18 protein-coding genes are annotated in these 21,138 nt (G+C 59.2%); 15 read left to right on the top strand and 3 right to left on the bottom strand.

The features are described from left to right. Positions 1 to 166: 166 nt before the first annotated feature. The 3 genes from AC07V0_RS19440 (at position 167) to AC07V0_RS19450 (ending at position 1,921) form a co-directional block, all read left to right on the top strand. Positions 167 to 1,231 (top strand): alpha/beta fold hydrolase, encoded by a 1,065-nt coding sequence (locus AC07V0_RS19440; protein WP_086944940.1) that lies wholly within the window; start codon positions 167 to 169, stop codon positions 1,229 to 1,231. Positions 1,232 to 1,390: 159 nt separating this feature from the next. Beyond that, entirely contained in the window at positions 1,391 to 1,702 is a 312-nt protein-coding gene (locus tag AC07V0_RS19445) for a hypothetical protein (protein ID WP_086944941.1), read from the top strand. A gap of 15 nt (positions 1,703 to 1,717) precedes the next feature. Continuing rightward, positions 1,718 to 1,921 (top strand): hypothetical protein, encoded by a 204-nt coding sequence (locus AC07V0_RS19450; RefSeq protein WP_086944942.1) that lies wholly within the window; start codon positions 1,718 to 1,720, stop codon positions 1,919 to 1,921. A 24-nt stretch (positions 1,922 to 1,945) separates the two neighbouring features. On the opposite strand, the gene AC07V0_RS19455 is transcribed toward AC07V0_RS19450, so the two are convergent. Beyond that, on the bottom strand, positions 1,946 to 2,953 hold the full coding sequence (locus AC07V0_RS19455) for an aldo/keto reductase (RefSeq protein WP_086944943.1): 1,008 nt from the start codon (positions 2,951 to 2,953) through the stop codon (positions 1,946 to 1,948). Between the two features lie 92 nt (positions 2,954 to 3,045). Between AC07V0_RS19455 and AC07V0_RS19460 the strand changes: the two genes are divergently transcribed. The 7 genes from AC07V0_RS19460 (at position 3,046) to AC07V0_RS19490 (ending at position 14,152) form a co-directional block, all read left to right on the top strand. After that, positions 3,046 to 3,945 carry a LysR family transcriptional regulator gene (locus AC07V0_RS19460; protein WP_086944944.1) on the top strand — a complete coding sequence of 300 codons (900 nt, stop codon included), beginning with the start codon at positions 3,046 to 3,048 and terminating at the stop codon, positions 3,943 to 3,945. A gap of 57 nt (positions 3,946 to 4,002) precedes the next feature. Then, a complete protein-coding gene (locus AC07V0_RS19465; RefSeq protein ID WP_086944945.1) occupies positions 4,003 to 4,323 on the top strand; it encodes an isochorismate lyase in 321 nt (106 codons plus the stop codon). A 710-nt stretch (positions 4,324 to 5,033) separates the two neighbouring features. Then, positions 5,034 to 6,272: a non-hydrolyzing UDP-N-acetylglucosamine 2-epimerase gene (gene wecB / locus AC07V0_RS19470; protein WP_256580792.1), complete on the top strand. Its 1,239-nt coding sequence runs from the start codon at positions 5,034 to 5,036 to the stop codon at positions 6,270 to 6,272. Between the two features lie 41 nt (positions 6,273 to 6,313). Further along, a complete protein-coding gene (locus tag AC07V0_RS19475; protein ID WP_086944946.1) occupies positions 6,314 to 8,527 on the top strand; it encodes a hypothetical protein in 2,214 nt (737 codons plus the stop codon). A gap of 12 nt (positions 8,528 to 8,539) precedes the next feature. Continuing rightward, a complete protein-coding gene (locus tag AC07V0_RS19480) occupies positions 8,540 to 10,654 on the top strand; it encodes a glycosyl transferase family protein (RefSeq protein WP_086944947.1) in 2,115 nt (704 codons plus the stop codon). Beyond that, the gene (locus AC07V0_RS19485; RefSeq protein ID WP_086944948.1) at positions 10,651 to 13,197 is read left to right on the top strand and encodes an NfrA family protein; all 2,547 of its coding nucleotides are present in this window, start codon (positions 10,651 to 10,653) and stop codon (positions 13,195 to 13,197) included. Before AC07V0_RS19480 ends, AC07V0_RS19485 begins: the two co-directional genes overlap by 4 nt. A 172-nt stretch (positions 13,198 to 13,369) precedes the next feature. Beyond that, positions 13,370 to 14,152: an alpha-amylase family protein gene (locus tag AC07V0_RS19490; protein WP_225609300.1), complete on the top strand. Its 783-nt coding sequence runs from the start codon at positions 13,370 to 13,372 to the stop codon at positions 14,150 to 14,152. 111 nt (positions 14,153 to 14,263) lie between these two features. On the opposite strand, the gene AC07V0_RS19495 is transcribed toward AC07V0_RS19490, so the two are convergent. Further along, entirely contained in the window at positions 14,264 to 14,737 is a 474-nt protein-coding gene (locus AC07V0_RS19495; RefSeq protein WP_064618699.1) for a hypothetical protein, read from the bottom strand. A gap of 258 nt (positions 14,738 to 14,995) precedes the next feature. Here AC07V0_RS19495 and AC07V0_RS19500 point away from each other — a divergent pair, with 258 nt between their 5' ends. Beyond that, a complete protein-coding gene (locus AC07V0_RS19500; RefSeq protein WP_086944950.1) occupies positions 14,996 to 15,493 on the top strand; it encodes a GNAT family N-acetyltransferase in 498 nt (165 codons plus the stop codon). Between the two features lie 31 nt (positions 15,494 to 15,524). Here AC07V0_RS19500 and AC07V0_RS19505 read toward each other — a convergent pair whose 3' ends face one another. After that, a complete protein-coding gene (locus AC07V0_RS19505; RefSeq protein WP_086944951.1) occupies positions 15,525 to 16,481 on the bottom strand; it encodes an AraC family transcriptional regulator in 957 nt (318 codons plus the stop codon). Positions 16,482 to 16,656: 175 nt separating this feature from the next. Here AC07V0_RS19505 and AC07V0_RS19510 point away from each other — a divergent pair, with 175 nt between their 5' ends. From AC07V0_RS19510 to AC07V0_RS19525, 4 genes are all read left to right on the top strand, one after another. Continuing rightward, positions 16,657 to 17,610, top strand: a complete 954-nt coding sequence (locus AC07V0_RS19510) for a diiron oxygenase (protein WP_086944952.1) — start codon at positions 16,657 to 16,659, stop codon at positions 17,608 to 17,610. Positions 17,611 to 17,691: 81 nt separating this feature from the next. Then, a complete protein-coding gene (locus AC07V0_RS19515; RefSeq protein ID WP_086945146.1) occupies positions 17,692 to 18,114 on the top strand; it encodes an MAPEG family protein in 423 nt (140 codons plus the stop codon). A 133-nt stretch (positions 18,115 to 18,247) separates the two neighbouring features. Next, complete coding sequence (locus tag AC07V0_RS19520) at positions 18,248 to 18,871, top strand: eCIS core domain-containing protein (RefSeq protein ID WP_225609295.1); 624 nt, start codon at positions 18,248 to 18,250, stop codon at positions 18,869 to 18,871. 208 nt (positions 18,872 to 19,079) lie between these two features. After that, positions 19,080 to 21,119, top strand: coding sequence for a bifunctional DedA family/phosphatase PAP2 family protein (locus tag AC07V0_RS19525; protein ID WP_086944953.1), 2,040 nt, complete (start codon positions 19,080 to 19,082; stop codon positions 21,117 to 21,119). Positions 21,120 to 21,138 lie beyond the last annotated feature (19 nt).

Here is a 21,138-nt window from a genome sequence, read left to right on the forward strand (position 1 = left end):
TCTCTCCTTATGTATCACAGTGTGTCTGATTAGCCTCTCGATACATGATTTTTCACCAGGCCTGCGATTCGACACAGACCAGATACGTCGCTACGTTCAAATGCAAGCAAGGTTTCAAGGGGCTCAGCCAGATCCCCTGGCCAACGACTTGCAACGGAGACATCACATGAAGATGGCACTGCAGAACAAAACCGGCAAAACCCGCCACCGCCTGCTCGGCTCGTCGATCCTCGCGTTTACCCTGTTCAGCGCTCTCGGTGCGGCCCACGCACAAACGACCACCGCGGCGCAGCCAACCTCGGTCAATGCTGGCGCCACTCATGCAACACCCTCCCCGTTCGGCCCGCTCAAGCATGTCAACGCCGGCCTGCTGGACGTGGCATACGCCGAAACAGGCCCGGCTAATGGGCCAGTGGTGATTCTTCTGCACGGCTGGCCGTACGACATTCACAGCTATGACGAGGTCGCCCCGTTGCTTGCCGCGAAGGGCTATCGAGTGCTGATGCCGTATGCGCGTGGCTATGGCGATACGCATTTTCTGTCCGATAAAACCGTTCGCAATGGCCAACCGGCTGCGCTGGCCAGTGACGTCATCGACTTCATGGATGCGCTGAAGATCAAACAAGCCGTGCTCGGTGGTTACGATTGGGGCGCACGCTCGGCCGACATCGTCTCGGCGCTGTGGCCAGAACGGGTCAAGGCGCTGGTCTCGGTCAGCGGGTATCTGATCGGCAATCAGGCGGCCGGCAAGAACCCGCTGCCACCCAAGGCTGAATTGCAGTGGTGGTATCAGTTTTACTTCGCCACCGATCGCGGTCGCGCCGGGTACGAGAAAAACACCCACGACTTCGCCAAGTTGATATGGCAACTGGCTTCGCCGAAATGGGCGTTCGACGACGCCACTTTCGACCGCAGCGCCAAGGCGCTGGACAACCCCGACCATGTCGACATCACCGTATTCAACTACCGCTGGCGCCTGGGCCTGGTCCAGGGCGAGAGCCGATACGAAGCGCTGGAGCAGAAACTGGCCACGGCGCCTTCCATCAGCGTGCCGACCATCACCCTTGAAGGCGATGCCAACGGTGCGCCGCACCCGGCCCCCGAGGATTACGCCAAGCGCTTCACCGGCAAATACGAGTTCCGGCTGATCAGCGGCGGCATCGGCCACAACCTGCCGCAGGAAGATCCGCAGGCGTTCGCCAAGGCTGTGATTGATGCGGATCACCTTTGAGGTGATCTGACATCCATGCACTTGCCCCGCTGAACACCTTCACAACAACGGCTCGTTTATTTAACGAGCCGTTTTAACCAAGGCAGGCGCAACACCGTCTAATCTAAATAGAACACGACCACAAACACGCCTCCAGCCTCTTGATACAGGGGAAACGGGATGATCGGCAAAACAGCACGCCAATGCTCGTCATGGATCCTCCCTTCCCTGCTCGCCATCAACCTGGCGCTGACCGCGGGCTGTGCGGGCAAAACTTCCACGGCCCGCTACTCGGCCTCAAGTGCAGACTCAAGCACAGGCTCAAGTTGCTATGCAAAAGCGCTACCCACTGCTGGCGAGGGCGGCCTGGCCTGGGGCTCCACCCTGGACAAGGCTCGTCAAAAGTCCATGGATAACTGCATACGCTATGCCGGCCAATCCGGTGGCACGCCGACGACCTGTCATGTGGTGATGGCGGAGTGCAAAAACTGATAGCAAGGTGTATCGGTGACGCAGCAGATCCAGCCGTTGCTCAAGGAGATCGAAGCGAAACTGCCGTCACTTATGCTGCAACTGCAGAACTTCTCTCGCATGTGGATGGTGGTGCTGACCGCGCCGCCGGGCTTGATCGGTGATGTGATGGGTAGCATTGCGATCTTGATCGACCGCTCTGCTACCCATCGAACGCCTGCGTTCAGTATGCAAAACTGAACACTCATCCTCTTCTCAATAGTGTCAGGCGGCACCAGGGACATTTGTTCCCATGCCCGCCGGCAGGAACGGTCGAATTTCATCGATTTCCGCAGCGCTGAGGCGCAACTCCAAGGCTGCAATCAGCCCGTCTACTTGTGCGCGATGGCGGGCTCCGACAATGGCGCCCGTCACGACCGGTTTGCGAAGTACCCAGGCGATGGCGACCGCCGCAGCGCTCACCCCGTGCCTTTCTCCAATACGTGCCATGACGTCAACCAATGCCAGGTTCGCACTCAAACGGGGCTCCTGGAAATCAGCACTTCGAGCCTTGCGCCAATCGTCTTCGGGCAGTTGCGAGATGCGTTCGCGCGTCATGCTGCCGGAAAGCAGCCCTGATTGAAGCGTGGAATAGGCAAGGACACCCATCCCGGCCTGCTCGCAGAATGGCAAAACGTCCTGCTCAATGTCCCGCATCAAGGCCGAGTACGGCGGCTGGAGCGAAACGATCTCCGTCACCGCCTGCGCCCGCTTGAGTTGAGCGACATCGAAATTCGATACACCGATCGCGCGAATCTTTCCTTGATCGCGCGCGGCAGCCAAAGCCGAAAGCGCCATTTCAATGCCTTCACTGCTGGCATCAGCAGGAAAAGCAGGCCAGTGGATCTGATAAAGATCGATGGTCTCGACTTGAAGCCGGCGCAAGCTTGCGTCGATCTCGGCGAGCAAGGATTGAGGGGCCAGCGAATGCGAAATCTTCTTCGTGACCGGGTCCCAGACCAAACTGCCTTTGGTGAACACCAAAGGACGCCGTGACGCCGGCACCCGCCGCAGCAATTGCCCCACCAATTGCTCTGCATGGCCCAAGCCATAAACCGCAGCGGTGTCAATCCAGTTCACGCCGCGTTCGACGGCATATTCAAGTGCGCCCAGGCTGTCCTTGTCATCCTGCGCTCCCCAACTGTACTCCCAGCCGGTGCCGGCGATTGCCCAGGTTCCCAGGCCAATCGGTGAAATCAGAAAATCCGATGATCCAAGACGATTGTTTTGCATAGCCACCTCTCCACGAATGATGGAGGAAGTATCCGGCAGAGGTCTCATGACGATAAGATAGGTAATCGTATTTGAACTACTGAACAAAACTCATGAGTCATCACCCCGATCTCTCTGAACTCGACGCCTTTGCCGCCGTCGCTCGCCATCGCAGCTTTCGCAAGGCCGCCGACGAACGTGGCGTTTCGGCTTCCGCGTTGAGTCACGCAATGCGAGCGCTGGAAGCACGTTTGGGCATCAGACTGCTGAACCGAACCACTCGTAGCGTGACCCCGACCGAGGCCGGCCAGCAGCTATTGGCGACGCTGGTCCCGAGCCTGCACCAGGTTAACGATGCATTGGCGCAATTGACCTCGATGCAGGAAGTGCCCACTGGCAAACTTCGCCTCAACGTGGCGCGTCCGGCGGCTCGCATCGTGTTTGCGAAAGTGCTGGCGCCCTTCGTGGCCAGGTATCCACGTATTCAGTTGGACCTGATCACCGATGATGGATTGACCGATATCGTCAATGAGGGATTTGACGCTGGAGTCCGCTTTGGTGAAAGCCTGGCCGGTGACATGATCGCAGTCCCTGTCGGCGCACCTCAATCGTTCGTGACCGTAGCCGCGGATGCTTATCTGGCCGCGAAGGGAACCGCGCACGTCCCCCGCGACTTGCTCGACCATGCGTGCATTGCCAGGCGTTTTCCCAGTGGCAAACTTTACGCCTGGGAGTATCAAGCCGACGGTCAACCGATACGGTTATCCGTCACCGGCCCGCTGATTCTGGAAGACGATGCGCTGATGATCCAGGCAGCGAAAGACGGCGCTGGTATTGCCTATGTCTACGAGGAGCTGGTGCGCGACGATCTCCGGAACGGGCATCTCAGAGAAATACTCCAGGAGTGGAAAGCACCGCCCAGCCGGTTCTTTCTTTACTACTCAAGCCGGCGGCATGTGCCACCCGCCTTGAAAGCGCTCATCGAATTTATCAGCGCTCGCGAGGCTGCGTAGCCGTCGTAAAATCGGCACTTGAATCCCACGATTTTTTCAACAAACGGAGTCACCTACATGGAAGTCATCAATCAGTTGCAGCCCGCAGAGTGTGCAGGCATGGAAGATATCCGACGCGAAATCGACGCCCTGGACCAGGCCGTTATCAAGCTGTTGGGCAAGCGTTTTCACTACGTGCTGGCCGCCTCGAAGTTCAAGACCTCGGTGACTTCGGTGCGCGCTCCGGAGCGTTTCAAGGCCATGCTGGTAACTCGACGCGAATGGGCCGAAGCCGAGGGCCTGAGCCCGGATGCCATCGAGAAGATGTACAGCGACCTGGTGAACCACTTCATTGCCGAAGAGATGAAACACTGGGCGGCTCATCAATCCGAAACCTGACGCTAGTGTCCTGACTGTCCGCCAAGGTCTATTTTGGTCAGCTATGCAGGCTGCGATAGGCCTGGAGCGGACTTGCGCTCGACTCGCAGAAAACGCTGATGGCAAAGGAACTGCTATCGGCTGATTCTGTTGAAACACAGGCCAAGTACACTGGCGAACACTTTCTTAAAATATCATCCCCTATTAATGCGTTATTTACCCTTTCACAAAAACTTATTACCCTACTGCATCGCGACAATATTCAGGCGTCATTTAAGTGACCGCCACAACCACCATTCTTCAGAGAAACAGCCCCTTAACAGCGCCGACGCGACCGTTACAACCCATGAATAATTCATACGCACTGACGAACGGAGTAAAAATATAAAATAGCTATAGAAATCAATAATATAAAACTTCAACAACACTTAAATAAAAACCTCATGAAATCATTAAAAACCATAAGTGACCAACCACAAATATAAAAGTTTCAAACTTTATAATTAAATAAAAACCCACACATAACGCTTTAAAATATTCACCTTTGATGCTAATAATCCGGCAGCTTCCGGGTTTCCAGGCGACGTCCCCTCTCACATGAAGTGAACATCAGCGCTCACGCTGACTATCCCGGCCTTTACTAAACTCAAATAACGCTAGCGTGGCTCAAGTTTCAATATAACTTGGGGCAGCTTTTGTGTTGCGCACTAGAACTGCGCGAGGAAGGCATCATCGTCCGCCATCATTCAAGGCTTAAAGTCCTTTCGATCTTCGGTACCCGTCCTGAAGCCATCAAGATGGCGCCTTTAGTCAAAGCCCTCGCTGCGGAACCTGGCATTCATTCGCAGATATGCATCACCGGCCAACATCAAAGCATGCTTAAACAGGTGCTGGATCTGTTCAACCTCAAGGCCGATTACACCCTCGATGTGATGACGCCGCACCAGACGCTTAATTCGCTGACCGCGGCGCTTTACGAGGCGATTGATCCGGTGCTGGAAGTGGCCCAGCCGGACCGGGTGCTGGTACATGGCGACACCACTTCGGCCATGGTGGCCGCGATGGCTGCATTCCATCGACGCATTCCGGTCGGCCATGTGGAAGCTGGCCTGCGCACCGGTGACATCTACAGCCCGTGGCCGGAAGAAATGAATCGTCGCTGCATCGACCTGGGTGCGGACATGCTGTTTGCGCCGACCCACGAGTCGCAAAAAAACCTGCTCGACGAGCGTTTGCAGGGGCGCTCTTTCGTGACCGGCAACACGGTGATCGACGCTTTGCAGATGACCGCGCAGCGCATCGAACAGGACGCTGACCTGCGTGCAGGCCTGGATGAGCAATTCTCGTTCCTGCAACCCGGCCGCAAGGTATTGCTGGTCACCGGGCATCGTCGGGAAAACTTCGGCGAAGGCTTCCTCGACATCTGCAAGGCCCTGAGCCATTTGGCCCGGCGTGCCGACATCCAGATCGTCTATCCGGTGCACTTGAACCCCAATGTCATGGGCCCGGTCACCGAGCAGTTGGGCGACCTGCCCAATGTGCACCTGATCAAGCCACTGGACTACCTGGCTTTCGTGCGCCTGATGCAACGGGCACACGTGATCCTCACCGACTCCGGTGGCGTGCAGGAAGAAGCCCCCTCACTGGGTAAACCCGTGCTGGTCATGCGTGACGTTACCGAGCGCCCCGAAGCGGTCGCGGCGGGCACTGTGCGCCTGGTCGGGACCTCGCCGGACTCGATCATCGCGGGTGTCAACGCGTTGTTCGATGACGAGTTGCTATGGCGCCGATGCTCCCAGGCGGCCAACCCATACGGCGATGGCTGCGCCAGTGCGCGCATCGTCGACGCGCTGATGGGTCGTCCGGTCGATGAGTTCGTCGTCGCTCGGCAGTCATTGCCCAAGTTCCTGCATTACCCGACAGCGGTGCCTGTGCCCGAGGAAAATTACCCGGCTTTCACCTCTCTCTAAACCGAACCGCTCCTCCCCTTATCAGCTCGAGATCTACCTGAATGAAGTCTTCCGTTGCCATCCATACGGGGGCGCTCAGCGCCCTTGCCTGTGGCGTGAGCCTGCTCGCGCTCATGCCGACCTTCGCCTTGGCCGCGGACAGCCCGCTCACCCAGGCGATCAACCGACTCAACGCCGACACTCGGCAGGAGCGTGAGATCCGCTTGAGCGATCTGGGGATCGACGCCCCCATCATCCTGGGTTCCACCGATGCCCGGCGCGAATTGTATTTACCCGTGCCGGCGGGCGTACCACTGACCGATGCCACGCTGAATTTCGACGCCAGCTACCTCAACGGTGAAGGCGGCCGCAACACCTTGCTGCTGTCGCTGGACGGTTATCCGGTGCGCGCCGAAGGGCTCAGCGAAGCTCAAGGTGACGCCAGCGCCACGCTGGGCGTGGACAAGACCGCGCGTGACAGCGGTTCGGTGCGCCTGGGTATTGCCTGGTCGTCGATCGTGTCCCGCGTGTTGTGCGAAGACGAACGCGCCATCGGCAACGTATTGCGTATCGAACCGGACACCCGCCTCAACTACAGCTACGACGCCAGCCAGTTACAGGACGTTGGTGCAGCCTGGACGGCACTGCCCGGCAAACCGGGGATCATGGTCGCGCCGGGCACCCTAACCGCCGAAAGCTACGACGCCGCCTGGCGTCTGGGCGTGGCACTGGAACGGATCGGCAAGCACAGCCACATCCTGCCCTATCCTGCCCTACAGGACAGCGTTGACCTGACCGGCCTGCGTATCCCGGCCGAGCTGCAAACTATTCCAGCGTTCGCCAGCCTCAACGGCAAAGGCCCGCACGTCCTGGGGAACCCGGCGCAAATCGGCGCGCTGCTGATGTTGGGGCAAACCCCGAACGTCCAGGCGGATCTGGCCATCAACGACCCGCAACTGCTCAAGGCCGTCAATGAGTCTCTGGATGCGCTGCAAAGTCAGATTCAAGGTCTCGACGCCACCGCAGCCAGCGCCTTCGCGCAATGGCGTGTACGGCATATCAATGCAGGCCTGGCCGCCACCGGCACGGACAATGTGCGACTGGCATTGCTGGGGACACGCCCGGTGCTGACGATTGCGCCGCAAGCGACCGGCAAGGCCTTGGCCTTGTTCAGCTCGGCCTGGAACACACTGGCACGCAGCCGCCAATTGACCGTCAGCGAAGCACAGTTGCCATTGAGCGCCGACGGCCGTGTGGCCTTGTCGCGCCTGGGCGGCAAACCCGGTGCGATCGACGTGCTGGCCAAATCCGACTGGAGCACCTCGTTCCCTCTGGGCAGCGTGGCTTACGACGGACGTCTGCCGGTGAAGGCGGTGATCGATGTGTCCGCCGCACCCGGCGCCTCGGACACCGCGCCGGTGGCCTCGCTGTTTCTCAACGATTATCTGATTGGCGCACAACAGCTCGTGGCCAACGGAGAAAAGCAACGCATTGAAGCGCGGATCCCACGTTACGCCGTGGGCTCGACCAACGTGCTGCGTGTGTCGTTCCAGCGCCAGCCGGTCAGTGATCGCTGCCTCGAAACGCCACAAGCCTTCCCGGTCTCGGTGCTGCCGACCAGCCATATCGTGTTGGAAAAGACTGCGCTGGATGATGACTTCTCCGGCATGGCTGCACGCTTTGCCGTGAACGCGCAGATCCTCGTGCCGCAGGCCTACCTCGAACACCCGGCAAGCAGTTTGCCGCAGGTGATTTCGGTGGCTGACGCCGCCGGTGTTTCGCCGCTGCGTGCGCAATTGAATATCAGCGCAGACCCGAAAGTCTCAGTCACGCCAGACAAAGCCTTCCTGGCCTTCGAGTTGCCGATCAAGGACAGCAAAGAGTCGGTGCAGGTCGACGAGCAGGGCCGCCTGCGTATCAATCACAAGGATCAGGTGTTGCTCGACGTGCATCCCCTCAACCACCTGGCCTCGTTGCAAGCCGTGGAAAGCGGCGGCCAGCACGGTCTGGTTTATCGCACACTGGGCACCGACGCCCCCCGCTTCGCCAGGCAGGTTCTGCTGAGTCGCGGCGACGTCGCCATCCTCGGTGACAACGGCACGCTGACCACCTTCGACACCCAGGACCCCAGTGGCAGCCAATTGATCGACCACGAAGAACCCAAGGGGCTGGACGCCTGGCGCACACCGTCGCTGTTGTGGCTGATTCCCGGTGGCATCCTGTTGGTCCTCATCCTGTTGCTGGCCGGCCGTAACGCCCGTCGCAATCGCCAGTAACGGTAACCCTCGATGACGTCGCTTTATTGGCCCTATTGGCTGGCCCACTACTACAGTTTCCTGGAGACCTCGACCATCGTGGTCGCGGTGCTGATTCTGATTTCCAGCCTGGACGATCTGTTCATTGACCTGTGGTACTGGTCTCGTCGCCTGTTTCGCAAATTCACCGTGGGTCGCAAGTACCGGCCGCTGACCGCGGAGCAACTGATGGCCCGGGATGAACAACCGCTGGCAATCATGGTTCCGGCCTGGCTGGAATACGACGTCATCGCGCCGATGATCGAGAACATGGTGTCGACCCTGGACTACCAGAACTATGTGGTCTTTGTCGGCACCTACATCAACGACCAACGCACCATCGATGAAGTGGAGCGCATGCGTCGGCGCTACAAGCAGCTGCATCGCGTGGAAGTCCCGCATGCCGGACCGACCTGCAAGGCCGACTGCCTGAACTGGGTGATCCAGGCGATTTTCCTGCATGAGAAAACCCACGGCATGACCTTCGCCGGCGTCGTGCTGCACGACAGCGAAGACGTGCTGCACCCGCTGGAATTGCGCCTGTTCAACTACTTGCTGCCGCGCAAGGACATGATCCAGTTGCCCGTGGTTTCGCTGGAGCGCAACTGGTACGAATGGGTGGCCGGCACCTACATGGACGAATTCGCCGAATGGCATGGCAAGGATCTGGTGGTGCGAGAAAGCATGACCGATACCGTGCCATCTGCCGGGGTCGGCACCTGTTTTTCACATCGTGCCTTGCAAGTGTTGGCCGGGGAAACCCAGAACCAGCCATTCAACACCGACAGCCTCACCGAGGACTACGACGTCGGCGCACGCCTGGCCAAGGTCGGTATGAATGCGATCTTCGTGCGCTTCCCGGTGCAGTTTCGCGTGCTGCGCAAATCATGGTTTCGCAAGCCTTACGAATCGACCCTGAGGATGCCGTTGTGCGTGCGCGAATTCTTTCCCGACACCTTCCGCACCGCGTTCCGCCAGAAGGCCCGCTGGACATTGGGCATCGGGCTGCAAGGCTGGGAACAAATGGGCTGGAGCGGCTCGCTGGCCAACCGTTATCTACTGTTTCGTGACCGCAAAGGCGTAGTGACGGCGTTCGTCAGCATCATCGCCTACGTGATTCTGGTGCAGTTGCTGGGCCTGATTGTTTTGCGCCAGAGCGGACTGTGGGACGTGAGTTTCCCGACGCCGTTTGAAACCAACGGTTTTATCCAGTACCTGCTGCTGGCCAACGGTCTCGCGCTGGCCTGGCGCATCGCGCATCGCTGCTATTTCACCACCGTGCTATACGGCTGGCAGCATGGTTTGCTGTCGATCCCGCGCATGGTGGTGGGCAACTTCGTCAACTTCATGGCCGCGTCACGGGCCTGGCGCATGTTCCTGGTTGGCAAGGCGCTGAACCGCAAACTGGTGTGGGACAAGACCATGCACGACTTCCCGTCCACCGACCTGGTCGCTGCCGCACCGCGCAAACTGGGCAGCGTGTTGCTGTCCTGGCAGGCGATCAACGAAACCGACCTGCAAAATGCTCTCGTCGAACAGAAAACCCGGCACATGCCATTGGGGCGGATTTTGCTCAGCAACGGCTGGCTGGACGACGAAACGCTCGCGGAAGCCATCGCCTTTCAGAACGACTTGCCGCGGGTGTTCGATGTGGCCGCCAAGGCGCGGGATTCGAACCAGACGCTGGACGATGAATTCGCCCTGCGCTGGCGCGTGGTGCCGCTTGGCTTGAATGCCGACGGCCGTGCGCAAGTCGCCGTGGCCAGCCCACTGCCGGCCGAAGGCCTGCAACAGGTCAGCGACGAACTGGGCAGCGAACCGGTGCAGCTGATTGCCCGGGAGAGCGAAATCGTCGCGCAATTGCGTCAACTGAACGTGCGCGAAGGCCAATCCGTGCCGGATGCCCGAGCGCCATTGCTGGGCGACCTGTTGATCGAAATGGGCCTGCTTGATCGCGATGTGTTCAGCCGCGCGATGTTGCAGTACCGCCCGCAGCATCACGGCCGCATTGGCGACTATCTGGTCGACAGCGGCGTGCTGCCTCGCGCCACCATCGAAAAAGCCGTGGCACGTCAGCACAGCCACTACCCTGCGGAGCTTCCTGCATGAATCGCCCCTTACTGACCCTCATGGCCACGGGGCTGAGCCTGATACCTGCGTTTGCTCATGCCCAGACGCTGCCATTGCCATTGACCGGTCCGGCCTATGTAACCGCCAACGAGGCGTACAGCGCTTACGAGCGCAAAGACTATGACCTGGCCATCGCCAAGGCTCGCGAAGCGCTACGTCAGCGCGCCGATATCCAGCGTTTGAACACGCTGATTGTGCTGGCTCAGCGCGACAAGGACCTGCGCGATCATCCCAGGCGCTACCCGCAATCACGTCAGACTCCGGGCTTCGGTGCTGCTGCCCAGGCCTTCAAGGCCTATGACCGCGATGACTTCGGCGCTGCTGCCCAGGCCGCACGCAAGGCCATCGCTCAGGCGCCTAAACGCATGGACTATCGACTGCTGCTGATCGAGTCCTTGCAGCGCCAACCGCATCTGCAGGAAGCGGATCAAGCCACCACCCAGGCGCTTGCGATGTTCCCGGACGACGACGCATTGCTGACGCGTCGCGCAGCGATTCGTCGTCAACTGGCGGTGCCGCTGGCGGTTCAGGGCTATCGCGCCCTGCAGCAAGGCCATGTGCCGCTGGCTGTGGACCAGGCCAGAAAAGCCGTCGCCTGGGCCCCGGAAATCGGCGCCAACCAGCAACTGCTCATCAGCGCCCTGCTCGCCGCCAACGATTACCCTGGGGCCGAGCAAGCCGCGTCCGCTGCATTGGCACAGGATGACGGGGAAATCGCACCGTGGATTCTGCGCAGCTACGCCCTTGATCGGCAGGGTAAGACTCAAGCCGCTCAAACTGACCTGAAGCAGGCCCTGGCCATCGATGGCCTGCCGCAAGCGCAAGTCCGCAACATTCGCTTCTTCGCCGCCGACGCCGCACTGGCCCATGGCGAGCCTCAGCAGGCGCTCGATGATTTGCAGCCACTGGTCGACGATGAAGGTGGCGAAATAGCCCGCCGACGCAGCGCCGCACGAGTGGCGCTGCGGCAGAAAAACAATCGGGATCTGAACACTGCCGCTCACGTCCCTGCTCCAGCCCTGAACTGTCAGGAAACGGCCTTCGGCCTGGTGTGTGATATCTGGCCTGGCAACCAACGCGACGACGGAACCGACCTCGCCGCCCAGGCCTATGCGGCCCTGGCCCGCAAGGATTTCGAAACGGCGGTTGCCCAGGCGAACCAAGCCGTCGGCCGCGCGCCGCACAACCCGGCGTATCGACGCCTATTGGTCGGAGCCCTGACCGACCAGAAGCATGTGCCCGAAGCCATCGCGGCGGCCAGCGATGGTCTCAAGGCCAATGGCGATGACGCCCGGCTGCTGAGCCAGCGCGGCTTCTTGCGTCAACAATCGGGGGACGATACCGGGGCACGCCAGGATTTTACCCAGGCCTTGGCCCTGGGCAGCTTGCCGGCTTACGAAGAGGCCAGTCTGTATGCCGCCATCGGCCAGAGAAGAACTGCGCGCGAACGGCTGCAACAGGCGCGGGACACCGGCGAACTGGAAGCGATGAGCGACCTGCAGATCGCCTACTTGTCGGTCCAGGCCGGCGACGATGACCGCGCCCGTGAATCGTTTCGCAAGGCCGATGCTGGCAGCCGACTCTCACCGACGGCAACGCAGGATGCCGCCTACAACGCCATGCGGGTCAATGACGATGAGCAAGCCGTCACCTATTTCAAGCGAGTCATCGACGCAAAAAATGCCGGTGAACTCGACATGTCCCCGCAGCAGCTCTTCGACACCCGTCGCGCGGTGGCCGATGTGTCGCGTACCTGGGGCTTGATCAGCACTACCAGTTATCGCGGCAACAGTTCCAGCAGCGGTCTGAGTTCAGCGCCGAGCAGCGGCAGTAACAGCAACGACAGCCTGCAAAACAGCACCGAACTGTCCTGGCGCCCGTTGGGCTATCGCAATGCACGTTTTGTCGAACTCTACGGCCGCGTCACCGACACGCTATGGAGCAAGAACAGCGATTCGGCTAGCGGTATCGATGCCCTGCAAGGCGCTGTTGGTGTGCGGGTCAAGCCGTTCACGGCGCTGAACGTGATGGCCGCCGTTGAGCGCACGTTCCCCTTGGGGTCGTCAGACGTCAACGGTGACTGGCTGGTGCGCCTGGGCTATAGCTCAAGTATCGGGACCGATTTGCGGGTCGATACCTCCAGCTGGTGGACCTCGCAGTTGTTCGCTGAAGGCGGTCATTACATCAATGACTCGCGTGACTATTTCAACAGCGAATGGCAGGTCGGCCGCAGTTACGCCATCGGCGGCGCAGGTTCACACTGGGTGAGCTTCCCCCATGTCGTGGCCGCATTCGACTATGACTCAAAGATGAACAGCGAGACCGATACCGACGGCAGCACGAGCTCATCATCCGGCAAGGCCGCAGGCATCGGCGTCGGCAACAACGTCCGGTACTGGTTCCGCGAAGATGCCTACAACGCCCCACGCTCCTACGTGGATTTTTCTCTGCAGTACCGCGTGAAGGTGCTGGGCGATGACCGCGCTCAAGGCGTGTTCGCTCGCCTGACGTATTCCTATTGAGGACTGGTATGAACGTTCGAGTTTATTTGTGCCTGGGGTTTAACCTGCCCTCGACGTGGGCATATCCCCCGCCCCTGAAAAAGGCAGCCCTGTGAAAATCTTTGGCTACACCGCCAGTCGCGCGACCGTTGTCGCCCTGTTGCTTATCGCTACCCTCGGCGCAGGTTCCGGCATGCTCTACGTGACACACACCAAGGCTCTTGACCCGGGGATTGTCGGCATCGTCTGGCAGCCGGACAACAAGACCGTCGGCATCAACGGCCACTGGGAAAAACTCGGCGCCCATGAGCTGCTGGTGCAATGGACCGTCGTCGACGATCAGGCATTCGTTCCCGGTACCGGCCTGCCCACCGTGCCGGTGTTGCCTGACTGGACCCGTATCGCCAAGGCGCCCTGGGCGCAGGATGTCATTCTCGGGCTGGCCGGTTACTTCAGCGAGAACCGCTCACGGGACAACATCGAGCAACTGGCCGCTGTCTCGGAACGCATCGCCAAATTGCCTACGCCGCTACACGTCACCGGTTGGTATTTCCCGGCCGAAGTCGACCCCAGCTGGACCCGCGCCAAAGAATTGCCCGCCCTGCTGGCCAAGCTGCCGCGACCGTTATGGATCAGTGTTTACGACGGCGCCAACATCGGCCCCGCCGCCACCGCCGATTGGCTCAAGCAATGGCTGCCGGATGACATCGGCGTGTTCTTCCAGGATGGCGTCGGCGTCTACGCCCGCACCGCACCGGTGGCCCGAACCTACGCCGACGCCATGCGCCAGCGTCTGGGCAAGGACCGTGTGCGAATCATCGTCGAAGCCTTTCGCCCCAACTTCGGCGGCGGATTCCGCTCCGCGACCGCGGCCGAACTCAAACCGCAACTCGCGGCCTATGACGGTTATCCGCTCTACCTGTTCGACGGACCGCACTACGTGACGCCTGAGTTGCTGGAGCAACTGGTGCGGTGAATCGCAAAGCAGCCATTTATAACGTCGTGGCTAACCGACGCCTAAAAGATATGAAGCCGACTGAAGCCCCCCCGGTTGAGCCGCAGCGAAGCAGGTAGTTTGGAATCGTAATCAAGTAGGTGCCGAATTAGTCCCTGCATTCGGGATCGCCGACTCCCGAGATCGAACCGCATACAATGCCGAAAAGATATCGCGGATATATTTCGGGCGCTCGGAGGCGGGAATTACCGGAAGAAAATCCAGCATGTCGATAATTGATTCATAGGCAAAACGCATTTCACGGTGATAACGCCAACGGGCACCGAATCCGAGGGCTCGCTCCATTGCGACGAACAACCCGGCGAGCGCAGAACACAAAGGTGCCACCCAAGTAAAGTTTGTAGCAGGTAACAGCGTCGCCAGCGTCGTCAACAGCAGCACCAGGATAGTGCCGCCGTTAAACATGATCGGATCGGCCAAGACATCATGCAACTTGGCCGCGTCTGTCAATCGCACCTTCAACTGTTGAATCATTTCCGGGGGCAAGTCCGTTACACCGCTTACATCGGGCGCGACGGGCGCTTCAAAATTGGCGTCATCTGGCATACGAAACTCTCCTGAAGGAAGAGATCAATCCGCCCAACGGCAAACTTCTAGGCATGAGGAATTCAACTAACGAGCGAGTATAGATCATGGCATGCCGAATGCGATTCCTGGATACCGACAGGCTATGCCCCCCGCCCGGTCCTGTGGCGAGGCAAAATTGGCCGACCCGTCACTGCGGGTTGAAGTGATAGTCTGCGCCTTCCCGGGATTGAATCGAGCAATTATTCAAGTAGTGCTACCAGCAAGGAGAGCGACCTTATGAAGCCCGTCAGAATTCGTACCCTGCAAAGCACTGATGCCGAGGCGTTGCTGGCGTTCGAGCTGGACAATCGCGAATGGTTCGAGCGCCACATTGACGCGCGCGGTTCTGCCTTTTACTCGATGCAGGGCGTCACCGACCACATTGACGCTTATTTAGCTGATTTTGCCGCCGGAACCTGGCACCCATTCGTCATCGAAGATGACGCTGGAAATATAGTGGGTCGAGCCAACCTCAAAGGCATCGACATGACCGAGCGGTCGGCAGAAGTCGGCTACCGGATTGCCCAAAACGCTTGCGGACAGGGACTGGCAACGCTGGCGGTGAGGCATCTGATCCAGCAGGCGCAGTTGCATTGGAACCTTAAACAACTGGTGGCCACCGTATACGCTGAAAATATCGGATCGGCAAAAGTACTCGAACGGTGCGGCTTCTTGATCGAACATGTGTATCGAGAAGGTGCAGAGCACGAATGTCGGTTTGGTCTTTCGATTTAGCTGAGTGAGTCTCCATCGGCTCCGGATCTTCTCATGCTGATTGTCTGCGCCAAGTGCCGGGTGACGTGCCGAACTGGCGTTTGAATGCGCGACTGAACGCGGCTTCGGACTCATAGCCAACTGCAAAGCCAATTTGCGCCACATTGCCGCGACCTTCGCGCAGGTGTTGAGCCGCCACGTGCATACGCCAGAGCGTCAGGTATTGCATCGGTGGCTGTCCGACCAATGCCGTGAATCGCTCCGCGAATACCGAGCGCGACATGCCCACTTCAAGCGCCAGGGCTTCTGCAGTCCAGCCCTCGGTTGGACGAGCATGGAGTAGCGCCAGTGCGCGCCCGATATGCGGGTCTCGCAACCCCGCCAGCCACCCGCGCCGCTCAGCGGGGAGACTTGCGACATACTGGCTGACGGCTTCGACGAATAGCAATTCGGATAGCTTGGCGATAACCGTTGTCGAGCCGACGCGTCCCGCCGCGATTTCACTCACAGCAAAACGGAATGAGCTTTCGATCCAGGTGCCCGAAGCCGTCGCGCGCAGGTCCAGTTTCAATAAGGATGGCAGCGACGAAAGCAACGGACTGAAGGGTGTTTCAGAGCCGAGGAATCCGCACAATAACTGCGTGGCCTCGCCGCCCCCGCCATACTTGATTCGTGAAATGCCGCCGACTTCCGGCGGCTGAATAACGTCCCTCGCCGGCATGGGCGCAATGCTCAGGTCACTGCCAAAGGAATGGGCGTCATTGCGAGGAAGCAGAACGAGTTCACCTGCCCCCACGTCGAGGGCGGCACCACCGTCTATTCGTATTTGCATGTGCCCCGCGGCGACAAAATGCGACGCAATGATATGTCGAGGGGCCGCCAGGAACGGTTTGCAATCATCCGCCGAGATTCTGCCGTTGATGCACCAGGGCGCAGTGAGCTCCGCCTCGAGGAAGACCCCTCCAGACAGCCTGATCACACGCAAGACATCAGAAAGCGCATCCAACACTTGCCCGTCCTCTTTTCCGGACTCCGGAGCAGGTATTCAGGCGCATCGGTCATTCACCACCTGAACTGCGATGCCTAGATTAGCACCAACGCGGACTCAGAGATCGATGGTCATTGGCTCCGACGTCAACCGTAATTGCCCCATTCCAACTCGACCAAGGCAGCAGGAGATCTATATGAACACCATCGCTACCCTACCCGGCTCAGAGTCAGGCAACGCCGCCCGCTATGCTCAAATGGTCAGATCATCGAAAAAAACCGAATGGCAGATCGATCGCGATTTGCTACAAGACCGGAGTTTCGACTTCTCGCGCAAATTCTTGCCCGATGGACTCTCGCAGATCGACCGCCTGACCTTTCTCACCGAGGCCGAGGCGCGCCTGCTCAGTCAGATTCAGGGCCGGACCTATGCGTACATCTTTGGCCTGGTCGAGCGGTTTATCAGTGCCAAAATGCTCGATCAAGGTCGAGCCCATGTATTTGACGATCAGCTCGCACTCGAAGCGCTGGTGCGCTTTTCCAACGACGAGATCAAGCACCAGGAATTATTCCGGCGCATGGAGACGATGATTGGTTCGCGATTGCCAGCGGGATATCGTCAAGTTGCCGATCCAAACGATGTAGCGCGTGCGGTACTTGCAGCCAGCACTTGGTCGGTGCTGGCGCTGACCTGTCATATCGAGCTGTTTGTTCAGGCGCACTACACACAGAGCATCGCACCGCGCGAGGAGTTGTGCCCTCTATTCAAGGATGTCTTCAAATTTCACTGGAAGGATGAAAGCCGGCACGTCGTACTCGATGAACTGGAGTGGAAGGCGGAGCATGCGAAACTGTCGCCAGCCGAGTGTGACCAGGCAGTGAACGATCTGATTGCGCTGGTGGCGGCCGTCGATGCAATCCTGCAGGCACAATCGGCATCCGATGCCGACTACTTTATTCAAAGTGTCTCGCGATCGTTCAGTGTCGATGAGACAGCGCAGATCCATGTCTGCGTGCTGAGCGCCTATCGCTGGCAATACATTATCTCGGGCGTGCAGCATCCACACTTTGGCCGGCTGCTGACGCGCATGACAACGCCAGCACAGATGTCCAGGGTTCAGACCGCACTGGCCCCCATCATGAGCCATTGATCGACAGCGCGCGACCGACCGTTTGTCGGCCGCGCGGTTGTGGCATGACCTGCTGAAAATGATTGATTGAGGATGGCAGCCATGACGATACCGATGTGGATGTTGCTTGGATTTGCGACCTGGACTTTGCTGCTCTTGATGGCAACCGTCGGGGTGTATCGCTGGGTCGGAATCCTCTTCTCGCATGTTCCGATTGCCTCTTTCCGAAGCGATCAGCTCGAAGGCGAGGATTGGTATCGTCGCGGGACAAGAGCACACGCCAACTGCGTGGAAAACCTGCCTGTCTTTGGCGCCATCGTGTTGGTGATTTCGGCCCTTGGTGTCGACAGCCCAGCAGTGAACTACTTGTCCATATGCGTCCTGATTGCTCGCGTGTGCCAGTCTCTGGTTCACGTATCCCATGTGCAAACCGATACGTTCGTAACGGTTCGGTTTACCTTCTTCTGCGTTCAGTTGGCCTGTTTTCTCGCACTCATTGTCATCGCTGCCTGTTACGGCGCATGAATACGCAAATAGAGGAATGAACCCGGGCCAAGGCAACAAACGGTGGCCGCAACGGTCCAACGCGCGGTTGAACACCAGGTGCGAGCTACCAGAAGCATCACCTGCCGACCGCCACTACCTCTGGGAGAACCAATTGTCAGCTGTCTTTTTACGTCAAGCTTTCCGGCTATCGGCACTGCTCTTTTCCGTTGGCACTTCGTTTTCTGTTTACGCCTGCCCAGCAGGGCAGTACGAAGCCTGCGTGGTCACTTGTTTTTGTGCTCCAGGCTCCAAAGAGGAAATGGGGCCGATCTTTGAAAGCATGAACAAAATGGCTTCCACTGGATTACAGAGTTGGATTGTGCAATCGCGCAACACCGCGGCAAATGGCGATATTCAGACAATCCCGCTGAATATCCGAGCCCAACTCGAACCCTACTATGACATTCAAGTGCTTGATTCGGTCCGCTACAAGGTAGGCGATGATGAGGAGCTGAACGCCGCAAACACCATGTTGCAGAATCCCGATGTCACTGCGGTCACCCTGATAGACATCATCGTCTTTCGCAGTGCCGATGATGCTCTTAACAATGTCGCGCTGTGGGCCCATGAATTGAAGCACGTGCAGCAGTACCAGCAATGGGGAGTTCGGGAGTTTTCCACTCGCTATACCCGTGATTACACAGCCGTCGAGGCGCCTGCTTACGAGATTCAAGCCAAGGTAGCCAGAGCGCTAAGGGCCAGCGTGGCCCAGTCAGAACCTCCTCGACATCCTTGAGTTCAAAGGGCCAGGCAATCCTGCCGTCTGCTGCTCTCCATCACAGACCCCGAGAGTCTCGACGCTGGACCAAAAACAGCCGGTGGGCGAAGCGATAGTTAATGAGTAGCTATGCTTAGTCTGTTGTGCAAACTGATTGTGCAGACGGGTATTGCAGACACCCGTGTCGATCGCCGCCCCACTGGTCCTCCATAGGCAGCCGCGAAACATGACGTCCTTGGTCTCATCGATCATCGAGTTACTCACGGCGCACCCGCATATCGTGTATCTGGCCGTGTTTCTCCTGGCACTTTCCGAGTCAATCCCGATCATCGGTGTCGTCGTTCCCGGCACCGCCGTGATTCTTGCGCTCAGCACCCTGGTGCCGAGCGGCGTGTTATTGCTCTGGCCGTTGCTGATCGCCGCCACGTCAGGCGCCATTGCGGGGGATGGTCTTTCGTTCTGGCTCGGGCACCGATACCGCCGCGAGATTCTTGGCCTCTGGCCACTGAACCGGCATCCTGAGCTGATTCAGCGCAGCGAAGCCTTTTTCAACCGTCATCGCGATAAAAGTATCTTTTTCGCGCGCTTCACACCGGGCGTCCGCGCCTTCGTTCCGCTCCTCGCCGGCACGCTGGGAATGGCGGTCAGTCGGTTCTATGCCGTCAATGTCGTGTCGGCGCTCGCCTGGGCTCCGTCGCATATCCTGCCCGGTGTGCTCGTCGGCGCGACGTTCAGCATTCTCGGTGCAGCTGCAAAGCCGCTCGCGATCTTGCTGACCGTTCTAGTCGCGGTGGGCTGGGCGGTCCTGCATATCGTGCGCTGGGCACTGCATCGCGGCATCCCCTACTTCATCGTCGCAGTGCAGCGGTTGCGGGGCTGGACCGGCGCCCACGACACCTGGCTGAGCCGCAGTCTCACTCACTTTCTCGATCCTTCACGGCCCGAAGCACGGGCTCTCGCACTGTCGACGGTCCTGCTCGTCGGTGCCGCGTGGCTTTTCTTCGGTGTCCTTGAGGACATCATCAACGGTGACCCGTTGCTGCTTGCAGATAGCGCGATATACCGCGCGCTCCAGGATCTTCGCACTGCACCGGGCGATGCGGTGATGATCGCCATCACGGAACTCGGCGACACCAAGGTCGTGCTGGCGGTCACGATTGTTGTCTTGCTGTGGCTCATGTGGAAACGCGCCTGGCGTACGGCTGCCTATTGGCTGATTGCAATCGCCGGCGCTTCGGGGCTCACCATAGTCATCAAGGTAGCGCTGTATCGAGCTCTCCCTGCGGAACCTCTCTATTCCGGGTGGAGTGCCTTTTCCTTCCCCAGCGGCCACAGCACGATCAATGTCGTGCTATACGGTTTTCTCGCCTTCCTTATCGCGCGTGATACCCGCCCGGCACGGCGCCTCGTGGTCGCTCCTGGCGCAGCCACCCTGATATTTCTGATTGCATTCTCGCACCTCTACCTCGGGGCACATTGGCTTTCCGACGTGCTCGGGGGGCTGGCATTCGGATCCGCTTGGCTGGCGCTACTCAGCCTCTTCTACCTGCGGCGGCAGGCCGAGCACATTGGCTCAGCGGGGCTGCTCGCCCTCGGATGTGTGACACTTCTGCTCGCCGGCGGCTTCAATATCTATCGTAACCATACGACGGACAGCAGTCGTTATGCCGTCAAGGTGGGAACGTTGACCTTAGCTGCCACCGATTGGTGGACGTCGGATTGGCAGCAACTGCCGGTGCGGCGTATCGACCTCACTGGCGAGACGAATGAGCCACTGACGTTTCAGTGGGCCGGTGGTCTGCCGGAGTTGCAAGATGTCCTGCAGCGCAACGGATGGCGCACCTCAGCGGCATGGACACTGTTGAATTCCCTGAACTGGTTTACCGTCCAGGCTGACCCTGCCGATCTTCCGGTCATCCCTCTTTTCGCCAGTGGTCGCCTTCCCAGTCTGACGCTCATTCGAACGTATAACGATGATGGATCTGCCGGTTCGCGCCTGGTGCTTCGATTGTGGATCGTCGATATCGAGCTCACAAACGGGCGAACTATGCCGCTGTGGATTGGCTCGGTTGTCGAGGAGCGTTTCTATCATCCCCTGGCCCTCGTCACGCTAACGTCAACACAACCCGATGCGAATACACCGCGCAGAATGCTAGCGGCCGTTCTGGACGATGGGCGGCTCGTTTCCCGGACCGAAGGAATGGCGGATGCGTATTGGGATGGGCAGGTCCTGTTAGCTCGCACGGTGAAAAACAAAAATGAATGACCGTTCAGGGGCGTTTGCC

Source organism: Pseudomonas sp. GW821-FHT01E10 (assembly GCF_059422365.1).

Bases quoted from the DNA above. Each gene is read 5' to 3' on its own strand.
- AC07V0_RS19440 (WP_086944940.1), top strand. From the start codon at position 167: ATGAAGATGGCACTGCAGAACAAAACCGGCAAAACCCGCCACCGCCTG.
- AC07V0_RS19445 (WP_086944941.1), top strand. From the start codon at position 1,391: ATGATCGGCAAAACAGCACGCCAATGCTCGTCATGGATCCTCCCTTCC.
- AC07V0_RS19455 (WP_086944943.1), bottom strand. From the start codon at position 2,953: ATGCAAAACAATCGTCTTGGATCATCGGATTTTCTGATTTCACCGATT.
- AC07V0_RS19460 (WP_086944944.1), top strand. From the start codon at position 3,046: ATGAGTCATCACCCCGATCTCTCTGAACTCGACGCCTTTGCCGCCGTC.
- AC07V0_RS19465 (WP_086944945.1), top strand. From the start codon at position 4,003: ATGGAAGTCATCAATCAGTTGCAGCCCGCAGAGTGTGCAGGCATGGAA.
- AC07V0_RS19475 (WP_086944946.1), top strand. From the start codon at position 6,314: ATGAAGTCTTCCGTTGCCATCCATACGGGGGCGCTCAGCGCCCTTGCC.
- AC07V0_RS19480 (WP_086944947.1), top strand. From the start codon at position 8,540: ATGACGTCGCTTTATTGGCCCTATTGGCTGGCCCACTACTACAGTTTC.
- AC07V0_RS19485 (WP_086944948.1), top strand. From the start codon at position 10,651: ATGAATCGCCCCTTACTGACCCTCATGGCCACGGGGCTGAGCCTGATA.
- AC07V0_RS19490 (WP_225609300.1), top strand. From the start codon at position 13,370: ATGCTCTACGTGACACACACCAAGGCTCTTGACCCGGGGATTGTCGGC.
- AC07V0_RS19495 (WP_064618699.1), bottom strand. From the start codon at position 14,737: ATGCCAGATGACGCCAATTTTGAAGCGCCCGTCGCGCCCGATGTAAGC.
- AC07V0_RS19500 (WP_086944950.1), top strand. From the start codon at position 14,996: ATGAAGCCCGTCAGAATTCGTACCCTGCAAAGCACTGATGCCGAGGCG.
- AC07V0_RS19510 (WP_086944952.1), top strand. From the start codon at position 16,657: ATGAACACCATCGCTACCCTACCCGGCTCAGAGTCAGGCAACGCCGCC.
- AC07V0_RS19515 (WP_086945146.1), top strand. From the start codon at position 17,692: ATGACGATACCGATGTGGATGTTGCTTGGATTTGCGACCTGGACTTTG.
- AC07V0_RS19525 (WP_086944953.1), top strand. From the start codon at position 19,080: ATGACGTCCTTGGTCTCATCGATCATCGAGTTACTCACGGCGCACCCG.